The sequence below is a fragment of the Agreia pratensis genome (assembly GCF_900177685.1).
GTDB classification, from domain to species: domain Bacteria; phylum Actinomycetota; class Actinomycetes; order Actinomycetales; family Microbacteriaceae; genus Agreia; species Agreia pratensis.
Window position 1 is genome coordinate 798,863 of the sequence record NZ_FXAY01000001.1, and the last position, 20,682, is coordinate 819,544.

Below are 20,682 nucleotides of genomic sequence, written 5' to 3' on the forward strand. Positions count from 1 at the left end.
AGTCATTCGACGGCTGAATACTCCTCAGCCGCTGAGCTTGGCGCGCCGCCCGGATGCTTCGTCGGAGTACCATGACGGGAATTCATTCGGCCGACCGAGCAGCTGTCGGCCTCGTTGACGAAGGACGCTCGATGCGCATACCCGCACCCACGCGGCGCTCCGTCTACGCCAGCAGAACGCCGATCGGCCGCATCCGCGACATGATCGACGAGTTCTCCGAGCAGTCGCCCTCGCGCTTCGCGATCCTGATCTTCACGGCGATGATCCTGATCTTCACCGTGCTCTTCTCGCTGCCGGTCTCTCAGGCCAAGGGTGCTGTCACGCCGATCGCCGACGCGCTCTTCACCGCCGTCTCGGTGATCTGCGTCACGGGGCTCTCCACCGTCGACATGGCCACGCACTGGTCGGTCGTGGGCCACATCTTCATCTTCATCGGTGTGCAGATCGGTGCACTAGGGGTACTGACCCTGGCGTCGATCCTCGGCCTCGCCGTGTCGCGCAAACTCGGCCTCAAGAGCCGGCTCATGGCCGCGGGCGACACCAACCCCATGCGGATGCGCCACGGCGCCGTGTCGGAGGGCCAGGCCGTGCGGCTCGGCGAGATCGGCGGGCTGCTGGCAACTGTCGCGGTGAGCTCCCTCGTGATCCAGCTCGTGATCGCACTCCTTCTCATCCCCCGCATGCTCATCGACGGCGTCGCCCTCGCTCCGGCGATCACCGACAGCTTCTACTACTCGGCCATGGCGTTCACGAACACCGGCTTCGCGCCGAATGCCGAGGGACTCGCACCGTTCGAGAACGACTACTGGTTCCTCAGCATTCTGATGCTCGGGGTATTCATGGGAAGCATCGGATTTCCGATCATCTATGTGCTCTCCCGCAACCTCAAGAAGCCGAAGCGTTGGTCGCTGCACGTGAAGCTCACGCTTGTGACGTCGCTGATTCTCATCATTGCCGGAGCCGTGCTCTACATCGTGCTCGAGTTCGACAACCCGAAGACCTACGGCGACCTCAACGCGGGCGACACGATCTTCCAGTCGCTGTTCCTCTCGGTGATGACGAGATCCGGCGGCTTCTCAACGATTCCGATCAGCGACCTCAACGGCTCGAGTCTGCTGGTCACCGACATGCTGATGTTCATCGGCGGCGGCTCCGCATCGACCGCCGGGGGAATCAAGGTGACGACCCTTGCGGTTCTGTTCCTCGCCGCGTTCGCCGAGGCCCGCGGAAACGAATCGATGGAGGCCTTCGGGCGACGCATTCCGGGCGATGTGCTGCGACTCGGCGTGAGTGTCGTGCTGTGGGGCGCGACGACCGTCGCTGTGTCCACCATCGTCATCCTGCAGATCACCAAGGCGCCGCTCGACTTCGTGCTCTTCGACGTGATCTCTGCATTCGCGACGTCTGGACTCACAACCGGGCTCACGGCATCCCTTCCCGACTCGGGCATCTACGTGATGGCCGCGACGATGTTCATGGGCCGCGTTGGTACAGTGACTCTCGCCGCGGCGCTGGCAGCGAGCCAGCGCCGGCAGCTGTTCAGACGACCCGAAGAGAGGCCCATCGTTGGTTGATCGCATCAAGCACGACGCCCCCGTTCTCGTGATCGGCCTCGGTCGCTTCGGGGCCGCGACGGCGGGCCAACTCGACCGCCTCGGCCGCGAAGTTCTGGCCATAGACGACAACGACACTCTCGTTCAGAAGTGGTCGGAGCGCATCACCCACACGGTGCAGGCGGATGCGCGCAACATCGACGCGCTGCGGCAGATCGGCGCGGGCGAGTTCTCGATCGCCGTCGTCGCCGTGGGCTCGTCGATCGAGGCCAGCGTTCTCATCACCGCGAACCTCGTCGACCTCAAGGTCCCGCAGATCTGGGCCAAGGCCATCTCGAAGTCACACGGAAAGATCCTCGAGCGCATCGGCGCGAACCACGTGATCTACCCCGAAGCGGAGGCCGGCGAGCGCGTCGCCCACCTCGTGTCTGGGCGGATGCTCGACTTCATCGAGTTCGACGACGACTTCGCCCTCGTCAAGATGTTTCCGCCCAAGCCGATTCGCGGAAAGAACCTCACAGAGTCGGGCGTGCGTTCGCGGCACAACATCACCGTCGTCGGCGTGAAGTCACCCGGCAAGCCGTTCACCTACGCCACAGAGAAGACCGTCGTGACCGACCACGACATCATCATCGTCTCGGGCACCTCGAGCGACATCGAGAAGTTCTCGGCGCTCGAGTAGCCAAAAAGCACGCCGTGTCCCCCAAAATGCCGACACGGAACACCCTCGATCGGGTTACAGCTCCTGCTAGACAGGTGCATGGGAGAGAAATACGCGTGCGATTTCGCGTGCCCGCTGCCTAAACCGAACAAGGGATGCACGTGAGCAACGATCCAAATCTGCCCAACCCGGATGCCCCTGCGGCTCCTGCTGTGCCGCCGGTGCCGCCCGCACCGTCTGCGCCGCCCGCGCCTGCGGTGCCGCCCGCGTCGTCCGCACCCTCCGGCGCGCCCAGCGCGGCAGGGGCAGAAGTTCCCCCGATGCCCCCTGTCGGTGGCGCGCCCGTCGGAACTCCTCCGGTCGGCGGGCCTCCGGTCGGCGGGCCTCCGGTCGGCGGGCCTCCGGTCGCTCCCGGCAAGCCGTCGGCTCTCGCGCAGGCGGTGAGGCCCGAACAACTGATTGGCCTGTTGCTCCCCCTGGGAGCCGGCCTCGTCGGAACCTATATGCTCGGGCTCGTCTTCTCGATCCTCACCGTGATGTCCGCCGGCGAGCCGCGTCCGTGGTCGATCGTGGCCGCGCTCCCGCTGCAGCTCATGGGCGCGGGACTGCTCGGCACGATCTCGGCAACCGTATCTGCCGGAATGTTCGGCGTATCGATCAGCGGCTCGGTCATCGCGTTTACTGTTCCTGTTCTCTTTCTGCTCCTCCAGGCCGGCGCCGTGGCCACTCTCTCGTACCGAGCCGAGCTGCGCATCCCGACGACCTCTGCCGCAGTTCGCTGGCTGGTCTCGCTGGCACAGGGCATCGCCTACTCCCTGCTGCTCGTGATCCTCACGCTCGCGGGCACGGCGAGCTACACGGCGAGCGGAACGACGTTCTCCGCGACGACGTCCTCGGTGAGCCTGTTCTTCGGTGCTGTTGTGATCATCACTCTCAGCGCGGCCCTCGCCCGTTCGCGTGCGGCGCGCTCCAGGGGAGATGCGAAACCTCTCGGACTGAGCCGCACGATGCCCGCGGCGCTGTCCTCCGCTCTGCGCGTCGCGTTCGGTTACACCGTCGTGGCCTCTGTCATCGCAGCAATCGCGATCGCGATCGGGGTCGCCGTTCAGGAGTCACCTGACGCGCTGCTGAGCGCCCCGCTGTGGTTGCCGTCTGCGGCACTGGCCGGTCTGGCGATCATGCATCTCGGCCAGATCAGCCTCGGCGGAAGCATGCAGAGCTCGCTCGGATCCGAAGCGCCCAGCTCCGTCTGGATCGGTTCCGCTGAACCATGGGTCGTTATCGTCGACATCGTTCTCGTGCTCGTGCTGATCGCGCTCGCCGGTGTCTGGCTACGCCTCGCGCGGTCGACGAGTCGGTTCTCGCCGCTGGCCGCATGGGGCTCCACCGTCGGAGCTTTCGCCCTCGCCGGGCTACTGGTGTCGTTGTTCGGATCGGTCATAGCGACTGGTTCGGTGGGCGGCCTAGTCTCCGGCAGCGTCTCTGTGGGTCCCGCACCCTGGACCCTGTTGCTGTTCGCTGCAGTCGGCGCTCTCGTCGAGTTGGTCGCCCGATATGCCGGCGGCATCCTTCTCGGTCTGCTGCCCGCGGCCTTCGTCGCTCGACTGTCTCGTCTCGCCGCACCGTCGGCCAGTCCAGCCGTTGCGGGCGGCGACCCGCAGCCCGCCGCACCGGTCCTGCAGCCCGCGCATCCAGAAGCCTCAGCAGAGGCGACCGGCGGCACGGTGCCCGTGATGGCACCCACCACGGCGGCCTCTGCCACGACGCCACCCCCGGCGGCCCCAGCCGCCCCAGCCGCGACTCCACTCGATCCACGAACCAAGAAGCGCATCCTGGTGGGAAGCATCGTGGGCGGTGGAGCACTCGTGCTCGTGCTCCTCGCCACGGTGGGCCTCTCGATCGCCAATGGAGCCATCAACCCGCCTCAGGCACGCGTGACCGAGTACCTCGATGCGCTCGTAGACGGCAAGGCTTCCGAGGCGCTCGCCCTGGCCGATGTCGACGCCCCGAAGGCCGACCGCGTTCTTCTCGACGACAAGGTCTTCGCCGCGGCGACCGAACGGATCACCTCCTACGAGATCACCTCCGTGAACACCTCGAACGACGTCGCCTCGGTGACCGCAGAGCTCGATCAGGACGGCCGTAAGAGCACCGTGCGGTTCTCGGTGCGCTCGACGGGCAAGCAATGGCTGTTCTTTGACAACTGGAAGCTGGAAAGACCGGATCAGGGCTCGATCAGGATCTACGCCCCCGAGTCGATCGAGAAGATCCAGGTGAACGGAATCGACGTCGACCTCACGCCCGAACAGCGCGATGGCAGCGTGGATCTCCCCGTGCTACCGGGCACGTACGAAGTCGGCGTCGCCGACTCGGATAAGTGGTTGACAGCCAAACCTGTCAGCAAGACCGTCGTCGCCGGCGAAAGCAGTGCAGTCCTCGGCCTGAACGCCCCCGCCGTGCTGGAGCCGGAGCCGAGCGATGAGCTCACGAGCACCATCACGACTCAGGTGGACGACTATCTCGCGAAGTGCATCGCATCGACAACGGTAGATCCCGAGAACTGCCCGAACTCCGTGTACGCATACGGCAGCCCGACGAACGTCGTCTGGACGCTCGACAAGAAGCCTGCGTACGAGATCAGGATCAGCTCGGATGGCGAGCTCCAGGTCAACACCGCCGAGAGCGGCTCCGCATCGGTCACCTACAAGTACACGTCTGTGAGTCAGCAGCGTGACGGTTCGGACAAGACGAGCATCCGCATCTCGGGAACGATCGAGCTCGACGGCGACAAGGCGACCTTCACACCCGACGACAGCTACTACTGATTCGCTTCGCGGCCCGCTGGGGCCTTGCGGCCGGCGGTCGCGTGCTCGCGCAGATCTTTTGCCCGAGCCGCGACCGCCGGCAGAAATGCCGAAGCCCACACCCTGTAGCCGCGGTCGTTCGGGTGGAACAGATCAGCAGCCGACTGGTAGACGGCGCCGAGAATTCCTTGCCGTTTCGTCACCGCATAGAGCGGGGCGACGACGAGGCCGTGGCGCTCGGCTGTCGCCCGCACGATGCGATTGGCGACAGCCACCAAGCGCTCACGCTGGGGAATGTGAAAGCACGGCAGATCGGCCACGATCGCGGTCGAGGGTAACAGCGCGTAGAGCTCTTCGAGCTCTCGGGCGAAGCGGCCTTTCTCGAACGAGTTGATGTCGTTGGCGCCGATCGACACGGTCAAGAGATCGGGTGAGGCATCGCGCAGCAGCGTGGCCAGCTTCGGCATCTGGATGGCGAGGGCCTCGCGAAGTCGGGCGCCTGCAACGCTGAGATTCACAATGCGCACCGTACGCCCTGTCTCTGCGGCGAAGTGGTTCGCCACGACCTGGACGTATCCGCGATAGGGCTTCGATGCGCCGATCCCCTGCGCCGCCGAATCTCCGATGACCAAGTAGAGCAGCTCGCCCGCCTTCTTCTGACGCGCTCGCCAGAACGCCGAGTTCACGGGAATCGTGAGGTCGATGCGCGCGGCCGCCGTTTCGCGATGCCGCACGATGGCACTGATCGGCCAGAGGGAGAGAAGATTCACGCTGAAACGCTATCGCTGCACCCTGACACCGCACAGGGGGTTGCCCTTCGACTGGCTCAGGGAGCGCATGCTCAGCCGGCGGCGAGCTCCCTCGCGCGCGCGAGCGCCGCATCCGTCGCCCGGGCGAACAGCTCGTCGACTCCCCCGTCTTGCAGCACCGCGATAGCCCGCTCGGTCGTTCCGTTGGGACTCGTCACCTGTCGGCGCAGCTCAGACGGGGTGCTGGTCGATGCGGCGAGCAACTGCGATGCCCCCAGGAACGTGCCGTTCACCAGAACGGCGGCCTCCTCCGCGGTGAAGCCTTTCTCGACGGCCACCGCGGTGAGCTGCTCGATCAGAAAGAACACGTACGCCGGGCCCGACCCCGAGATCGTCGACAGCGCATCCAGCTTGTCTTCGGGCACGACCACGACCTCACCCACCGTTTCGAACACCCGCGTTACGAGAGCGAGCTGTTCGGCCGTCGATCGGGTACCGGCCGAGAGTCCGGTCACGGCGCTGCCCACGATCGCGGGCGTGTTCGGCATCGACCGCAGCACGGCAACCGCCTCGGGCAGGCGCTGTTCGAACGTCGCGACGGTGACGCCGGCCGCCACGCTCACGACGATCGCGCCGGGCTCGAGCGCATCCGCTATCTCGTCGAGCAGGGCCGGCACCATGGGCGGCTTCACCGCCACAAGAACGATGGATGCCCCGGCGACGGCCCGGCGATTCGCCTCGGGATCGTCGTCGGTCGCCCAGGCCGTGACCGCATCGACCTCGGCGAACTCGGCGGCACGCACGGCCGACCGGTTGGTCACGCGGATGCCGCCGGAGACGTCGACGGTGGGCGCGAGCAGGCCCGAGAGGATGGCGCGCCCCATCGATCCTGCGCCGAGGATGGCGATGGCGGGCAATGAGATGGGAGAGGTGTCTGTCACGGGTCCATCCTAGGATTGGGGCATGAGCGCATCCGGAGGAAGCAAGGCGATCATCGCCGCGCTGGCGGCCAATCTCGGTATCGCTCTCACCAAGTTCATCGCGTTTCTCTTCTCGGGATCGTCGTCGATGCTGGCCGAGAGCGTGCACTCCGCCGCCGACTCGGGCAATCAGCTGCTGTTGCTGCTCGGAGGCCGCAAGTCACGCAAGCAGGCCGACCGGGCGCATCCGTTCGGCTACGGCCGCGAGCGCTACGTCTACGCCTTCGTCGTGTCGATCATCCTGTTCTCGGTGGGTGGCGTCTTCGCGCTCTACGAGGGCATCGAGAAGATCAACAACCCGCACCCGCTCGAGGTGTGGTGGTTGCCGATGCTGGTACTCGTCATCGCCATCGGGCTCGAAGGGTTCTCGCTGCGCACCGCGATCGGCGAGTCGAACCACACTCGGGGCTCGCTGAGTTGGTTGCAGTTCATCCGTCGGGCGAAGGCACCTGAGCTGCCGGTCGTGCTGCTGGAAGACACCGCCGCCCTCCTGGGACTCGTCTTCGCGTTTGCCGGAGTCGGCCTGACCGTGCTCACCGGCAACGGCGTGTGGGACGGCATCGGAACCGTCTTCATCGGAGCCCTACTCGTGCTCGTCGCCGTAATCCTGGGCATCGAGACGAAGAGCCTGCTGGTCGGAGAGGGGGCCACCGACGAAGACCTCGTGAAGATCGAGAACGCCATCACGTCGAGCCCGGAGGTCGAGCACCTCGTGCACCTGAAGACCATGTATCTGGGCCCAGAGGAGATGCTCGTCGGCGCCAAGATCACGCTGCCCGCGGCGACCACGCTCACCGATATCGCGTTGGCCATCAATGCTGTCGAGGCGCGCATCCGTGAGGCCGTGCCGATCGCCCGGGTGATCTACCTCGAGCCCGACGTCTACGCGCCGAGCGTCGCCGACGCCACCGGCTCTGCGCCGGTCGAGTAGGCCGCCCGCGGCACCCGTGCGCCGGTCGAGTAGGCCGCCCGCGGCACCCCTGCGCTGATCGAGTAGGCCGCCCGCGGCCGTATCGAGATCCGTCGCGGCGATCTCGATACGCCGGCTCCTTCGTCGCGCGACTACTCGATCAGCGGAGAGCCATGGGCGCGACTACTCGTTCAGCGGTGGCGGAAGAAGGTCGTCAGGGCGGCGGCGCAGGCGTCGGCCTCGACTCCCGCCCAGACCTCGACCCGGTGGTTCAGCCGCACATCGCGCAGAACGTCGTAGACCGAGCCGACAGCGCCCGCCTTCTCGTCCCACGCGCCGAACACGACCGTCGGAACGCGCGCGCCGAGGATCGCGCCGGCGCACATCACGCACGGTTCGAGCGTGACGATCAGCGTGCACCCCTCGAGACGCCAGTCCCCCGTCGCCGCTGACGCTTCGCGCAGTGCCAGCACCTCGGCGTGGGCGGTGGGGTCGTGCAGCAACTCGCGCTCGTTGCGGCCGTGGCCGATGACCCGGCCGGAGGCATCCAGAACCATCGCCGCCACGGGCACGTCGCCCGACGCCTCGGCGAGCCGGGCATCTTCGAGAAGCTCGCGCATCCGCTCGCCGTAGGCGGCAGGCCAGGGATGCGCGGGGTGCGATCGATCGGACATTCCGCCAGGCCCCTTCCGCTCCAGTAGATTGAGCCTATGCGAGTACACGTTGCCGACCACCCGCTCATCACGCACAAGCTCACCGTGCTGCGAGAGAAGTCGACGCCGTCACCGACGTTCCGTGCACTCACTGAGGAACTCGTGACGCTGCTCGCCTACGAGGCCACGCGCGAGGTGCGCACCGAGGTCGTAACCATTCAGACGCCGGTCGCCGAGACCCAGGGGCTCGCCATCTCGGAGCCTCGCCCTCTGATCGTTCCCATTCTTCGTGCGGGGCTCGGCATGCTCGAGGGCATGATGAAGCTCGTTCCGAGCGCCGAGGTCGGCTTTCTCGGCATGGTGCGCGACGAGGAGACGTTCGAGCCGACGACCTACGCCGAACGCCTGCCCGACGATCTGAGCGACCGCCAGTGCTTCGTGCTCGACCCGATGCTGGCCACCGGTGGGTCGCTGAGCGCGGCGATCGAGTTCCTCTTCGACCGCGGAGCCGTCGATGTCACGGCGATCTGCCTTCTCGGTGCCCCCGAGGGCGTCGCTGCCCTCGAGAAGGCCGTCGAGGGCCGCGAAGTGCACCTCGTCCTCGGAGCGCTCGACGAGCGACTCAACGAGAAGGGCTACATCGTTCCGGGCCTCGGAGATGCCGGCGACCGCCTCTACGGCCTCGTCTGAGACGACGCGAGGTCACGATCGAGCTCGCGAACAAGAAATAACTTGACATGCGGAGTCATATTCCGCTTAGCTTTCGTTCATGACTGACAACGCGCTCGCCCTTACCTCCTTTGAGGCACTGGGGACTGCTGGCATGATGATGCCCAGCAGCGCTGTCATGTGTTGCCGAATGTGTGCCTAATCAGACACTGCGCCTGACAATCAGGTTCGCTCGGTTCTGAGGTCTGCTTCTCTCTTTAACGAAAGAGGCCTCCGTTCCCCCGCCTGGTTCTGACTCTCAGAACCACTCGCGGTCTCCGGCTGTAACGCCGCACCATTCGCACAACCCGCCCTGGGGCATCCGCTTCGTCGCCGTATCCGGCCGGAGCCCACGGGCACCTCATCGAAGGATTTCTCCCATGTCTCTTGCACACCTCGACACCCGCCCCGCCGCCGTCACCCCGATCACCCGCTCAGAGCAGCTCGCCCCTGAGGCGCCCTCGACTCACCTGCGTGCCGTGCCCACCGGCACCGAGGCTCGCGGCTTCGTTCTCTACGTGGGAATCGACGAAGACAAGGCCGCCGCCGACGGTACCGACCTATCAGAGATCGTCGCCCAGCTGCGAGCTCTCGCCGCCCAGCTGTCGCCGTCATCAGAGACCTACGCCGCCGTCGCCCTGGCCCCGCGCGGCGCCGGTGGACGCGACGTCGACGTGGTGCGCCTCGCACTGCAGGATCCCGCAGCACTCGCCAAGCACCGCCACACCCCCGAAGACGAAGACCGCGCTCGCGATGGCGTCGTCATCGACCTGTCACGCAAGCGTGTACTGCTCGACAACAACGCGGCGAACCTCACATACAAGGAGTTCGAGCTGCTGCAGTACCTCGTGCTGCGCGAGGGAAAGACCATCGACCGCGCCGAACTCATCGCCTCGCTCTGGTCGGCCGACGACAGCGATATTCCGAACGAGCGCACGATCGACGTGCACGTGCGGCGCCTCCGCGCCAAGCTCGGCGACTACGAAGACATCGTGCGCACCGTCCGCGGCGCGGGCTACCGCTTCGATCGCCACGCCGACGTCTCGGTGCAGCACACTTCGACGCCCTCGCCCGACCTGTTCTAAGCCGAGCCGCTCCTCGAAGACAAGGGCTGTCACAGACCATCCGCCTCCCACTAGGTTGTGGTCATGGGTGCAGAACTGACGCTGGGCGCAGAAGAAGAACTCCACCTCATCGACCTCGAGTCGTGGCGGTTGTCGGCCTCGGCTCCACAGCTTCTCCAGCAGCTCGACGCGGCGAGCTACGGCGCCGAACTTCAGCGCACAACCGTCGAGACGAACACCGGGGTGGTGCAGACGTTGGCGGGGCTCCGGGCAGAGCTCGTGCGTCTTCGCCGAGGGGTGATGGATGTCGCCCGTCCGCTGGGCGTGGGCATCGCGGCCGCCGGCACGGCGCCACGGTCGGAGATCTCCGACTTCGAACTCACCAGCTCACAGCGATTCGGTGCGATGCAAGAGAAGTATCGGCTGCTCGTCGACGAGCAATTGATCTGTGGATTCCAGGTTCACGTCGGTGTAGCCGACCGCGACCTCGCCGTGCAGCTCGCACAGCGGGTTGCCGATCGTCTCCCTGTTCTTCTCGCTCTGTCAGCCAGCTCGCCGTTCTGGAACGGCCACGACACCGGCTATGCGAGCGTGCGAAGCCTGGTCTGGCAGCGCTGGCCCAGTGCGGGAGCGACGGGCCCCCTCGCCTCCGCCGCCGAGTACGACGAACTCATCTCTGATCTGATCGATACCGGGGTGATCGCCGACAGCAAGATGGCGTACTTCGACGTACGCCCATCTGCCCACGTCCCCACCCTCGAACTGCGCGTCTGCGATGCGCTGCCCCTCGTCGACGACGCCGTGCTGATCGCGGGGCTCTTCCGCGCCGCCGTGCGGTCTGCGGAGATCGACATCGAGAGAGGGGTTCCTCTGCAGGCTCGGCGCGCACCCATTCATCGGGCGGCCCTGTGGCAGGCCTCCCGCACCGGGCTCTCAGCCGAGCTTCTCAGCGCGGGCCCGCACCCGCACCCGCTCGACGCGGCGGATGCCGTGCGCGGCTTGGTCGACGACCTCAGGCCCGCGCTCGACGAGTTCGGCGACTACGCGGTTGTGCGCGATCTGGCGGAGCAAGCGCTCGGCCGGGGCAACTCATCCGACCGCCAGCGCGCAGCATTCGCGAGTCAGCAGAGCCTCGACGACGTCATGCGACTGGTCGTCGGCGAGACGCAGTCGATCGGAGAAGGACCATGACGGCGAACCCACGCCGTGCAATCGGCTTCACCACCGAACTCGTGACGGGCGCGGTAGCCCTTCGGAGCTGGACTGTCGCACTGCAGACGCCGCCCACCGAGTTCTATCCACGCTTCGGACCCCTGCCCGCGGTCGTGGGCGTACTAGGCCAGCCGTCGTCGTGGGATGTCGTCGGCTACACGCGCACCCTCCAGCTGTCTGACGGCGGCACCGTCGTCGAGACGATCACGCACAGCGAGCCGGGCGTGTTCTTCGCCTACGACCTGAGCCGATTCACGGGCATCCTCGGTCGGCTCGTGAGCGGAGGACGCGCGGAATGGACTTTCACCCCGGCAGGCCCAGGTGGCTCTGATGACTCGGGCGGCCCTGGAGGCTCGAGCCCCCACTCCGATTCGGCGACCACGAACATCCGGTGGCAGTACCGGTTCTATCCCCTGCCGGGCCGCGCATTCATCGTTCGCGCCATCGTGGGTCTGTTCTGGGCACCGTACATGCGTCGGGTGCTCAGCGCGATCGTGGAGACGGTCGAGGCGCGAGGAAGCAGGCCGAGCGACTGAGTCGGTCCGGGCCGGGTCGCCACGGCGACGAGACCGTTACTCGGGCGGGGCCTCCACGCAGGGGCCGGATGCGGAGAGCACCACGACCGGCCCGCCCTGCGGCGCGGTGCTGAACTCTCCCAGTCGCAGGTAGTACCCGTCGGCCGACACCATAGAGACTGCCGTGGTGGCTTCTGAAGATCCGTCGGCCGCCACCTTCTTCTGAATCTTCCACCCTTGGCGCTGCTCGAAGCTCGCGGCCGCCTGGTCGAGCCATTCCGCACGGTCGAAGTCGGCGGCGACCACGATCGTGCGGGTTCCTCCGAACTGCGCCGCATCATCGCCACAGGCTATGCGCACCTCGTCGTCGCTCGAGCTGAGCACGGCCGCCGACGACAGCGTCTCCTGCACTTCGTCACGAAGAGACAGCGCCGCCGCACGCGAGCCGTCATAACTCAGGCCTGTCGATCCCGGATCGTTCACCACACCACATCCTGTCATTGTCACGACGACCGCGGCGGTCGCCAGCATCGCTTTGATTCCGGACCTCATGATCCGGCGGGCTTGTTTCCACTCAGCAGGTCGATCAGCCCATCTTTGACCTCGTGGCTCGTGTTCGTCGAAGCGATGAGGCTGTGATTGTCTATGGACTGCTTGAGCAGCGGGTCGAACAGAGTCGGCGTCTTCCACCCGATACCCGGATCGAGCACAGAGAAGCCGTTCTCTTCGCTCGGCGTGAGGGGGAAGCCCGCCCTCTCGAAGCTCAGCGTGACCGATGGATCGAGGATCGACCCGCCGAACTCGATGTCCGACGGGAGGAGTCCGTTGACTCCTCGAGCGGCGAGGATGGCATCGCCGCCAGTCGTGTAGTCGTAGTAGCCGGTGCCCTGCTGCGGCTCCCAGCCCCCGGCCATTCCGATGCCCGACAACGACACCACATTCGTGTAGTGCGCGCCAGCCGACTCACTGGCCGTGAGAATCGCTAGTCCCGCAGAATGACCGACCGCGGTGTTCGGCATCGACTCGAATCCCGACGCTTCGAGCCCGGATTGGAACTGCGCCTGTGTCACGCCGAGGTCGTGGGCGAGCGAGGTGTCCGACGGGGGGTGAGAGAGATCCCACTGCGGGTAGGTTCCGTCTTTCATCACAAACGCCACCGTACCCGGCACGGCCCCGGCCACGTAGTCGGGCAGACCTTGCACACCATGTGTGTAGAAGGAATTCATGTCGGTCGCGGTGCCCGGGATCCAGGTGAGCTGCTGAGTCGCCGTCTCGGGGTTGCCGATCATCTCGACGATGCGGTCGGCATCTCGGTCATAGGTGTAGAGCTGAACGTCGCCGTCGACGGCTTCCTGCAGGTACTTGTTCTCGTTCTTGAGATCTTTGAGTTCGTCGTTCAGGGCCTGGATGTCGCCCGGTCCCGTGATAGCACTGAGTGCATACCTCCACGGCTCTGCGAGCTTCTGCTCGATCTCTTTGATCCTGGTGTCGTTCTTCTCGATCTGATCGCCGGCGATGTTCGCGTTGGCGGCGACTCGATCGAGTGCGGGCACGCCGTCGAGGCCACCGACGAGTTCGGGAGCGTTCTTGATCAGGCGCGCCTGCTCGGCCGGGGTCAGAGACTCCCACCAGTCGTGCGCCGCATCGGGGTCTTTACTGAACTTCTCGGCGAGATCGCGCAGCTCGTCGCTCGACAGATCTTCGAGGTCGTCGACGGACTTGCCGCCGAGATCGCCGGAGGTCGTGCCGTCGCTCGATCCCTTGCCGGTGCCGCCATTGCCTGCGCCGCCTCCGGTGTCGGAGCTCGTTGTCTGCTGCTCATCGGCGTTCTTGACGAGGATCGTCACGAGACCGTGAAGGCTACCGCTCGCGCGGGTGAGTCCCGGCTTGTACTGCGAATTCCAGTGAGAAGTGAACTCCGAGCCGTCGGGCCCGAGCCAGCGTGTGCTTGCGAGCGCGGCCGACAGCCCGTTCGTCGTGTCGTCGAGTTGACGGCTGGCCGTGTCGACGAGCTTCGCGAACGCGCGAAGCTCGTCGACGTCTGCGCCTACGAATCCGGCCATGAATCGACTCCTTTGTTCCCCCGTGGGCACTGATGCTCCACGTGACTCAGAGTAGGAGGCGGCGGGCCGGAAGGCCATGGGGACATGTCCCCATGGCCTTCCGGCCTCGTCTAGCCGCTCGTGCGCGGGATCGCCTCGAGCAAGGCGCGGGTATAGGGATGCTCAGGGCGCGCGAAGATCTGATCGACCGTGCCGCTTTCTACGACCTTCCCCCGCTTCAGCACCGACACCGTGTCGGCGAGCTGCCTGACCAGCGCCAAGTCGTGCGACACGAGCAGGTACGACAGGCCATGCTCGCGTTGCAGACGAGAAAGAAGTTCGAGGATGCCCGCCTGCACACTCACGTCGAGCGCCGAGGTCGGTTCGTCGAGCACCAGCACGTCTGGCCGCACGACAAGGGCACGGGCAATGGCCACGCGCTGGCGTTGACCACCAGACAGCTGGCTCGGTCGGCGCGACAGAACGGATGCCGGCAGCCCCACCTCGTCGAGCGTCTGCTGAACGAGTCGGGCACGCTCTGATCGTTCGTCGACGCGGAAACGGTCGAGCGGCTCCCGCACGATCTTGCTCACCCGCCAGGTGGGATCGAGTGACGTGAACGGATTCTGGTAGACGAGCTGCAGGTGCCGTCTGAGGCTGCGCAGCTCCGCCGCCGTCTGCCCGTGCACCCGCGAGCCCGCTACCTCGATCTGTCCGGCATCCGGCTGTTCGAGGCCCAACAGAAGGCGTACCGCGGTGGTCTTGCCCGACCCCGATTCGCCGACGAGCGCGTGGGTCGTTCCCTTCTCGAGCGTAAACGAGACGCCGTCGAGCGCCGCCACCTCGCCATCGCCCGAGCGGAACCGCTTGGAGACATCGCGAACCTCGACAGCGCGAACCGTGACAGGTGCGGCATCGGCGGATGGAGCAGTGCGCTGGACGCGGTATCGGTCGGGGTTGAGGGCGGGCACATCGGCATGCAACTGCCGCGCGTACTCCGACGTCGGAGCCGAGAAGACCTGTCTCGACGAACCGCTCTCTTCGACGACCCCGTTCTTCAACACCACGATCGAATCCGCCCGCTCGGCGGCGACCGCGAGATCGTGCGTGATGAGCAGCAGACCGATGCCCAGGTCTCGTCGCAGTTCGGAGAGCAGGTCGAGAATGAGCTTCTGGATGGTCACGTCGAGCGCCGACGTGGGCTCGTCGGCGACGATGAGCGCCGGCCTCGGCAGCACGGTCAGCCCGATGAGAACACGTTGCAGCATTCCGCCTGAGAGCTGATGCGGATACGAGGCGTAGACCCGCTCGGGGTCGGGCAGGCCGACCTGCTCGAAAACCGACAGGATGTTTCGGCGCCGGACCCGCGCATCCGATTCGCCCGCGAGCGCCGCCGCCTCGTGTGCCTGCGAACCGATGGTGCGCACCGGGTTCAAGGCCGACGACGGATCTTGCGGAATATAGCCCAGCAGGCGGCCGCGCAGAGGCCTGAACTGCCGCTCGGGCAACCCGAACAGTTCTCGTCCTTCGAGACTCACCCGTCCGCTCGTGGCGCTCTCGCCCGAGGGAAGCAGACGCAGGATGCTCTTCGCCACCGTCGACTTTCCCGAACCTGACTCGCCGATCAGTGCCAGGCTCTGCCCGCGCTCGAGAGAGAATCCCACGTCGCGCACGACCGTGGTGTCGCCATATGCGACTGCCAGGCCCTCGACGGTGAGGAGAGAGGCGCCATCGGGCCGGCCGGAACGGGCGGTCGGCGCGACGGCAGGAAGCACCTGCCGCGTGCTCTCGATCGATACGGTCATCGTGTTCTCCTCAACCAGGTACTGATGCGGTTCACAGAGAGAACGGTGATCACGATCACCAGCGCGGGAGCGTAGATGAGCCACGGTGCGGTCGCGTACGACTTGCCCGAGGCCACAAGCAGGCCCCAATCGGATGCCGGTGGCGGGTCTCCGTAGCCGAGGAACGCGAGCGAGGCGATCACCAGAATCGAGGTGCCGAACTGCAGGACGGCGAGTGCGACCACCGACTTGTAGGTGTTCGGAAGGATGTGCCCGAGCAGCGCGTGGAGCCTGTTGCCACCCTGCAGGTAGGAGGCCTCGACGAACACAGATCCGCGCGCCCTCAGCACCTCGGCGCGCATGAGCCGGGCGAAGATCGCGATCGCGGAGACTCCCGTCGCGATCGCCGCGTTGATCGTCTGGAAACCGAGCGAACTGACGATGACGACGGCGAGGAGGAAGCTCGGGATGGCCAGCAGCACGTCGACGACTCTGCCGAGCACGACATCGACCGCCCCGCGGAGGAACCCACTCGCCAAACCGATGATGCTGCCGACGACGAGTCCGATCGAGACGGCCACCAGCGCGCTCGTCACCGACGATGCCGTTCCGTACACGACACGGGCGAACACATCCCGTCCGAGGTGATCGGTTCCGAACCAGTGCGCGCCGCTCGGCGCCGTCAGCTTCTCGGCCGTGTCTCCGACCGACGGGTCGAATGAGGTGAACAGCCACGGCACCAGCGACCACAGCAGCACGATGACGATGACGACTGCGGCGACCGCCACCGTCGGCGGCACGCGAACGGCCGATTGCCGTGCGGCGCGAAGTCGATCCGACGGTCTCAGGAGCGCTGTCAAGCTGGTCATACCGGCACCACGACCTTTCGTTCGGACTTCACGTCGAGCCGGGGATCCAGGAGCGGCGACACGAGGTCGGCGAGCAGATTGACCGTGACGAAGACCACGGCCGCGAGCGATACCACGGCCTGCAGAACAGGCACGTCCTGGCTTGTGACCGCCTTCTGCACAACCGTGCCGAGTCCGTCGCGACCGAAGATCGTCTCGGTGATCACGGCCCCTCCGAGCAGTTCGCCCACGACGAGCGCGATCATCGCGACGGCGGGAAGCATGGACGGCTTGACCAGATGCCGCGCGAACAGTCGCGCCTGGCTCAGGCCTCGGGAGCGCGCGACAAGCGCGTACTCCTGCCGGGACTCATGATCGAGGTTGGCGATGAGTACCTCCGCCAGCGGCGCCGATACCGGGATGGCGAGGGTCAGGGCCGCGAACAGGGTTGCCGCAGCGCTATCGGGGTCGATGGTGGTGAAGGTGTGCAGCCGGAACGCGAAGAGCTCGATCAGAACGAGGCCGACGACGAAGTTGGGAACCGACAGGAAGAGCGACGGCACCGATCGCAGCACTCCGCGCGCCCACCTGCTCGGCAGGTACTGCACGCCGTACGCGATCGCCACCGCGATCACCACGGAGAGCGCCAGTGCGGTGCCCGCCAGTGTCAGCGTCGAAGGCAGCGCATCGCCCACGAGCTGCGACACCGGCAGGTTGGACTGCAGCGAGAACCCGAGGTCGCCGGTGACAAAACGTCCGAGCGAGAGGATCAGCTGGATGATCACCGGCTTGTCGAGTCCATAGTGCGCGACGATCTGCTGGATCTGGTCGTCTGAGAGTCCGTTCTGCGGATCGCGCAGCATGTTGGTGATCGGATCGCCGGGCAGCACGCTGATCACCAGGAAGGTTCCGATGTACGCCAGCAGGACGACGACCAGCGCTTGGGCGGCCCGAAGCAGCGCGTACCGCCCGTAGGACTTGGTCACGGCGCTATCCAGGCGGCCGCGAAGTTGGCGAACGCCAGACCGTTGAACGTCACGCCCTTGATGTTCGGCGACAGCAGGTAGAGGCGCTGCACGAGCTGAACGGTCGGAATCGAGTATCCCTGCTCGAGCACGTACTGCTGCAGATCTTTGACGAGCGCGGTTCGCGAATCGCGATCCGAGGCGGTGGCGATTCCGTTTGCCAGCTCATTCAGCTTCTCGTCGCCTGTTCCCGCCTTGAACCAGTCCTCGCCCTTGTTCTGGCTAGTCAGGACTCCGGCGACGGTGCCCACATCGACGAAGCTGCGCGAGGTCTGGAACAAGGGCGGCTGGTGCGCGATGATCGCGGCGTAACCCGACACATCGACGACGTTCAGGTTCACCTTGATGCCGATGCGCTTCAGCTGCTGAGCGATGAGCTCGTCCTCGGCCTGGGTCGATGGCACATAGGGATTGGGGGTCACGGTGAACTCGAGCGTCGCGCCGTCTTTCGATCGATACCCGTCGGAGCCGAGCACCCAGCCCGCTCCGTCGAGCAGCTTCTCCGACTTGTCGGGGTCATACGAGAGCAGATCGCTGTAGTCGCCCGCCTCGGGAACGTTGCCTTGCAGGAAGGACCGTGCAACCTCCCAGTCACCCGTGTACACGGTGTCGACGATGTTCTGCCGATCAATGCCGTGCTGGATGGCCTGCCGGACGGCGAGTTCGTTCGTCGGAGCGACACTGGTATCGACCTGGAATCCGTCGGTGAAGCCCAGGTAGCGCGGGGTGTCCACGACGAGGCCCTGGTCGGTGAGCGACTCGATCTCCTGCGGTTCGACGTTGTAGGCGACGTCGGCCTGCCGCGACGCGACGGTCGACGTACGCACCGAGGTGTCTTTGATCACCTTGTAGGTGATGGTGTCGAGATACGCAGCGCCGCTATGGCCGGTCGCCTCCGGCCCCCAGTCGTAGTCGGGCCGTTTCTCGAGCACATAGCTATCGCCCTGTGTCACCGATTTCACCGTGAACGGCCCACTGCCGACCTGCTTCGTGAGATCGGCCTGGTCGTCGATCGACAGAGCCAAGGTCGCGGGCGACAGCAGGATCGCACCGTGGTACGCCAGCGTCGGAATGAAGCTCAGCGCAGGTGAGGTGAAGACGACATGCACTGTCGAGCTGTCCGTCGCCTCCGCGTGATCGAAGTTGCCCGATGGAAAGAGTCCCACCTTGCTGATACCGCGGTCGGGGTCGCCTTTCGCCCAGATGTTGATGTTGTCGACGACCGCGGCCGCATCGAGCGGAGTGCCGTCAGAGAAGGTGACGCCCTCTTTGAGGTGCAGAACGAACTCGGTCGCCCCGTTCAACTCCTCCCAGCTGGTGGCGATCCAGGGGCTGAGCTGTCCCTTCTCATCGACATAGATGAGCTTGTCGGTGATCTCGCCCCACAGGTTGCCCTCGTAGCTCGAGATCGATGTCTTGCTCGAGACCCAGCCGGCGTCGTAGCCCTGAATGAGGAACGTCAGATTGCCGCCCTCAACCGGGGTCGAGTCAGAGGACGCCTGACCGGGGGGTGTGCCCGCGGCGCACGCCGCGAGAAGTACCGTCGTCGCGGCAACGGCGATGGCTGCACGAGCCGCTCGCCGTACTGTCGTCGAGATCGTCATGGTGTTTCTCTTTCTGCTGAATAGGTGCACGAAAGCGCGACTCAGATGGCCTTGCCGGGATTGAACAGGTGCTGCGGATCGACGGCGGCCTTGATGGCGCGTTGCGCTTCTATCGAGCGCTGTGACAGTTCTAGAGCGGCCCACTCGCGCTTGAGCGTCCCGATTCCGTGCTCGCCCGAGACGGTGCCGCCGAGTGCCAGAGCGATGCGAACGAGTTCCGTGGCAGCCTCCGCAAGTGACTCCGGAATGACCGCGGGGTCGTCGCCCTGCCTGATCTCCTGTGTGATCAACGGGTGCAGATTTCCGTCTCCCGCGTGGGAGACCGCCGAGATCTCGACGCCGAAACGGGCCTCCAGCGCGGCGAAGGAACGATAGACGGCAGGGAGCGCCGACTTGGGAACCGCGATGTCTTCGCCGATGAAGCGGCGCGACCCGGGCAGGCCCCGGCCGTGTCGGCGCAGCTCCCAGAGAGCGACGCTGTCTTCGTCCGACTCCACCGTGACGCGCGCGCCGACTCTCGTCAGAGCATCCTCGAGGTCTGCGGCCTGCTCGTCGATGCCGTAACCATCGAGCTCGATCAGAATGAGCGATTCGCCCCGCTCACGGAGTCGGGTGCCGGAGTGCGCGTCGATGCCCTCGAGGCTGACCTTGTCGAAGAACTCGATGATGGCCGGCCGCACCGGTGAGAGGGTGATCGCGCCCAGACCCTCGGCGCCGGATGCCGTGCTGTCGAAGAACGCGGTGACGGTGCGTCGGGCTACCGGAAGAGGGCGCAGGCGAAGGGTGGCGCGCACCACGATACCCAGCACTCCCTCGGAGCCGACGAACAGCGAGGTCAGATCGAGCCCGGTCACCCCCTTGATCGATCGATGACCGACGCTGATGAGGCTGCCGTCGGCGAGTACGACGTCGAGGGCCAGCACCGACTCCCGGGTCACCCCGTACTTCGCGCATCGCAGCCCCCCTGCGTTCGTTGCGATGTTGCCGCCGATGGTCGAGATCTCGAAGCTGGCGGGATCGGGCGCGTAGAACAGACCGAACTCCCGCAGGTGCGCGTTGAGGTCTCCGTTGATGACGCCCGGTTCGACGATCGCGACCTCGTCGAGTGGCGAGACCTCTACGATGCGGTCGAGCCTGTCGGTCGAGATGACCAGCTGCTCGCCCGTAGCGCTCGCGCCGCCGGCCAGGCCGGTTCCCGCCCCACGAGCGACCACGGTGACGCCATATTCGGCTGCGAGCCGCACGAGCGACTGCACGTCGTCGGCCGTCGTCGGGAAGGCCACCGCGGGGCCACGAAGACCGTCGACCACCGAATCGGGCCGCGGTGCCGTCGCATAGTCATACTGATAGGCCGCGGTGTCGGTGGATGCCGGCCGCACGTCGATCTGCGGGTGCCGGTTCGCCACGGCGCGCATCAGTGCGTCGGCCGGGCTGATAGTCGCGGTCGTGTCGGCTGAGGTCATCGTCGATCGGTCCCTTCCTCGTCAGGAGACCGATACTGCTGTGACCGAGACCTGCGCGACGGTTCTCGGCGTAACTTTTAGACGCCGACGTAACACAACGTCAGCTG

At 66.0% G+C, this 20,682-nt stretch carries 18 protein-coding genes; 8 read left to right on the forward strand and 10 right to left on the reverse strand.

Annotation, left to right across the window (positions count from 1 at the left end; all coding sequences use genetic code 11):
* Window positions 1-131 precede the first annotated feature (131 nt).
* From B9Y86_RS03830 to B9Y86_RS03840, 3 genes are all read left to right on the forward strand, one after another.
* Window positions 132-1,574, forward strand: a complete 1,443-nt coding sequence (locus B9Y86_RS03830) for a TrkH family potassium uptake protein (protein ID WP_085483774.1) — start codon at window positions 132-134, stop codon at window positions 1,572-1,574.
* Window positions 1,567-2,235 carry a potassium channel family protein gene (locus B9Y86_RS03835; protein WP_085483067.1) on the forward strand — a complete coding sequence of 223 codons (669 nt, stop codon included), beginning with the start codon at window positions 1,567-1,569 and terminating at the stop codon, window positions 2,233-2,235. Before B9Y86_RS03830 ends, B9Y86_RS03835 begins: the two co-directional genes overlap by 8 nt.
* 140 nt (window positions 2,236-2,375) lie before the next feature.
* Window positions 2,376-5,039, forward strand: coding sequence for a zinc ribbon domain-containing protein (locus B9Y86_RS03840; RefSeq protein WP_139824712.1), 2,664 nt, complete (start codon window positions 2,376-2,378; stop codon window positions 5,037-5,039).
* Here the strand turns inward: B9Y86_RS03840 and B9Y86_RS03845 are convergent.
* Together B9Y86_RS03845 and proC are read right to left on the reverse strand one after the other, a co-directional pair.
* Complete coding sequence (locus B9Y86_RS03845; RefSeq protein ID WP_139824713.1) at window positions 5,033-5,788, reverse strand: SGNH/GDSL hydrolase family protein; 756 nt, start codon at window positions 5,786-5,788, stop codon at window positions 5,033-5,035. The two genes, B9Y86_RS03840 and B9Y86_RS03845, sit on opposite strands and share 7 nt — an antisense overlap.
* 71 nt (window positions 5,789-5,859) lie before the next feature.
* Entirely contained in the window at window positions 5,860-6,708 is an 849-nt protein-coding gene (gene proC / locus B9Y86_RS03850) for a pyrroline-5-carboxylate reductase (protein WP_085483071.1), read from the reverse strand.
* 22 nt (window positions 6,709-6,730) lie between these two features.
* Between proC and B9Y86_RS03855 the strand changes: the two genes are divergently transcribed.
* Window positions 6,731-7,678, forward strand: coding sequence for a cation diffusion facilitator family transporter (locus B9Y86_RS03855; protein WP_085483073.1), 948 nt, complete (start codon window positions 6,731-6,733; stop codon window positions 7,676-7,678).
* Window positions 7,679-7,848: 170 nt separating this feature from the next.
* On the opposite strand, the gene tadA is transcribed toward B9Y86_RS03855, so the two are convergent.
* Entirely contained in the window at window positions 7,849-8,277 is a 429-nt protein-coding gene (tadA, locus tag B9Y86_RS03860) for a tRNA adenosine(34) deaminase TadA (RefSeq protein ID WP_085483778.1), read from the reverse strand.
* Between the two features lie 90 nt (window positions 8,278-8,367).
* Here tadA and upp point away from each other — a divergent pair, with 90 nt between their 5' ends.
* From upp to B9Y86_RS03880, 4 genes are all read left to right on the forward strand, one after another.
* On the forward strand, window positions 8,368-9,000 hold the full coding sequence (gene upp, locus B9Y86_RS03865; RefSeq protein WP_085483075.1) for a uracil phosphoribosyltransferase: 633 nt from the start codon (window positions 8,368-8,370) through the stop codon (window positions 8,998-9,000).
* A gap of 398 nt (window positions 9,001-9,398) precedes the next feature.
* On the forward strand, window positions 9,399-10,103 hold the full coding sequence (locus B9Y86_RS03870; RefSeq protein ID WP_085483077.1) for a winged helix-turn-helix domain-containing protein: 705 nt from the start codon (window positions 9,399-9,401) through the stop codon (window positions 10,101-10,103).
* A gap of 63 nt (window positions 10,104-10,166) precedes the next feature.
* Window positions 10,167-11,273, forward strand: coding sequence for a carboxylate-amine ligase (locus B9Y86_RS03875; RefSeq protein WP_085483079.1), 1,107 nt, complete (start codon window positions 10,167-10,169; stop codon window positions 11,271-11,273).
* The gene (locus B9Y86_RS03880; RefSeq protein WP_085483081.1) at window positions 11,270-11,830 is read left to right on the forward strand and encodes an SRPBCC family protein; all 561 of its coding nucleotides are present in this window, start codon (window positions 11,270-11,272) and stop codon (window positions 11,828-11,830) included. Before B9Y86_RS03875 ends, B9Y86_RS03880 begins: the two co-directional genes overlap by 4 nt.
* Window positions 11,831-11,866: 36 nt before the next feature.
* Here B9Y86_RS03880 and B9Y86_RS03885 read toward each other — a convergent pair whose 3' ends face one another.
* The 7 genes from B9Y86_RS03885 to B9Y86_RS03915 form a co-directional block, all read right to left on the reverse strand.
* Entirely contained in the window at window positions 11,867-12,295 is a 429-nt protein-coding gene (locus tag B9Y86_RS03885; RefSeq protein ID WP_139824714.1) for a hypothetical protein, read from the reverse strand.
* Window positions 12,296-12,357: 62 nt separating this feature from the next.
* Complete coding sequence (locus tag B9Y86_RS03890; protein WP_085483085.1) at window positions 12,358-13,872, reverse strand: ABC transporter C-terminal domain-containing protein; 1,515 nt, start codon at window positions 13,870-13,872, stop codon at window positions 12,358-12,360.
* A 110-nt stretch (window positions 13,873-13,982) separates the two neighbouring features.
* Window positions 13,983-15,656, reverse strand: coding sequence for a dipeptide ABC transporter ATP-binding protein (locus B9Y86_RS03895; RefSeq protein ID WP_085483087.1), 1,674 nt, complete (start codon window positions 15,654-15,656; stop codon window positions 13,983-13,985).
* Window positions 15,653-16,504: an ABC transporter permease gene (locus B9Y86_RS03900; RefSeq protein WP_085483089.1), complete on the reverse strand. Its 852-nt coding sequence runs from the start codon at window positions 16,502-16,504 to the stop codon at window positions 15,653-15,655. The genes B9Y86_RS03895 and B9Y86_RS03900 overlap by 4 nt, the downstream gene beginning before the upstream one ends.
* Window positions 16,501-17,469 (reverse strand): ABC transporter permease, encoded by a 969-nt coding sequence (locus tag B9Y86_RS03905; RefSeq protein WP_085483091.1) that lies wholly within the window; start codon window positions 17,467-17,469, stop codon window positions 16,501-16,503. The genes B9Y86_RS03900 and B9Y86_RS03905 overlap by 4 nt, the downstream gene beginning before the upstream one ends.
* Window positions 17,466-19,112 (reverse strand): ABC transporter substrate-binding protein, encoded by a 1,647-nt coding sequence (locus B9Y86_RS03910; protein WP_085483093.1) that lies wholly within the window; start codon window positions 19,110-19,112, stop codon window positions 17,466-17,468. The genes B9Y86_RS03905 and B9Y86_RS03910 overlap by 4 nt, the downstream gene beginning before the upstream one ends.
* Before the next feature lie 41 nt (window positions 19,113-19,153).
* Window positions 19,154-20,575 carry an FAD-binding oxidoreductase gene (locus B9Y86_RS03915; RefSeq protein ID WP_085483095.1) on the reverse strand — a complete coding sequence of 474 codons (1,422 nt, stop codon included), beginning with the start codon at window positions 20,573-20,575 and terminating at the stop codon, window positions 19,154-19,156.
* Between the last annotated feature and the right edge of the window lie 107 nt (window positions 20,576-20,682).

What these genes read in the sequence shown, in the direction of transcription:
- B9Y86_RS03830 (WP_085483774.1), top strand. Translation starts at nt 132, where the DNA reads ATGCGCATACCCGCACCCACGCGGCGCTCCGTCTACGCCAGCAGAACG.
- B9Y86_RS03855 (WP_085483073.1), top strand. Translation starts at nt 6,731, where the DNA reads ATGAGCGCATCCGGAGGAAGCAAGGCGATCATCGCCGCGCTGGCGGCC.
- tadA (WP_085483778.1), bottom strand. Translation starts at nt 8,277, where the DNA reads ATGCGCGAGCTTCTCGAAGATGCCCGGCTCGCCGAGGCGTCGGGCGAC.
- upp (WP_085483075.1), top strand. Translation starts at nt 8,368, where the DNA reads ATGCGAGTACACGTTGCCGACCACCCGCTCATCACGCACAAGCTCACC.
- B9Y86_RS03870 (WP_085483077.1), top strand. Translation starts at nt 9,399, where the DNA reads ATGTCTCTTGCACACCTCGACACCCGCCCCGCCGCCGTCACCCCGATC.
- B9Y86_RS03875 (WP_085483079.1), top strand. Translation starts at nt 10,167, where the DNA reads ATGGGTGCAGAACTGACGCTGGGCGCAGAAGAAGAACTCCACCTCATC.
- B9Y86_RS03880 (WP_085483081.1), top strand. Translation starts at nt 11,270, where the DNA reads ATGACGGCGAACCCACGCCGTGCAATCGGCTTCACCACCGAACTCGTG.
- B9Y86_RS03890 (WP_085483085.1), bottom strand. Translation starts at nt 13,872, where the DNA reads ATGGCCGGATTCGTAGGCGCAGACGTCGACGAGCTTCGCGCGTTCGCG.
- B9Y86_RS03895 (WP_085483087.1), bottom strand. Translation starts at nt 15,656, where the DNA reads ATGACCGTATCGATCGAGAGCACGCGGCAGGTGCTTCCTGCCGTCGCG.
- B9Y86_RS03900 (WP_085483089.1), bottom strand. Translation starts at nt 16,504, where the DNA reads ATGACCAGCTTGACAGCGCTCCTGAGACCGTCGGATCGACTTCGCGCC.
- B9Y86_RS03910 (WP_085483093.1), bottom strand. Translation starts at nt 19,112, where the DNA reads ATGACGATCTCGACGACAGTACGGCGAGCGGCTCGTGCAGCCATCGCC.
- B9Y86_RS03915 (WP_085483095.1), bottom strand. Translation starts at nt 20,575, where the DNA reads ATGACCTCAGCCGACACGACCGCGACTATCAGCCCGGCCGACGCACTG.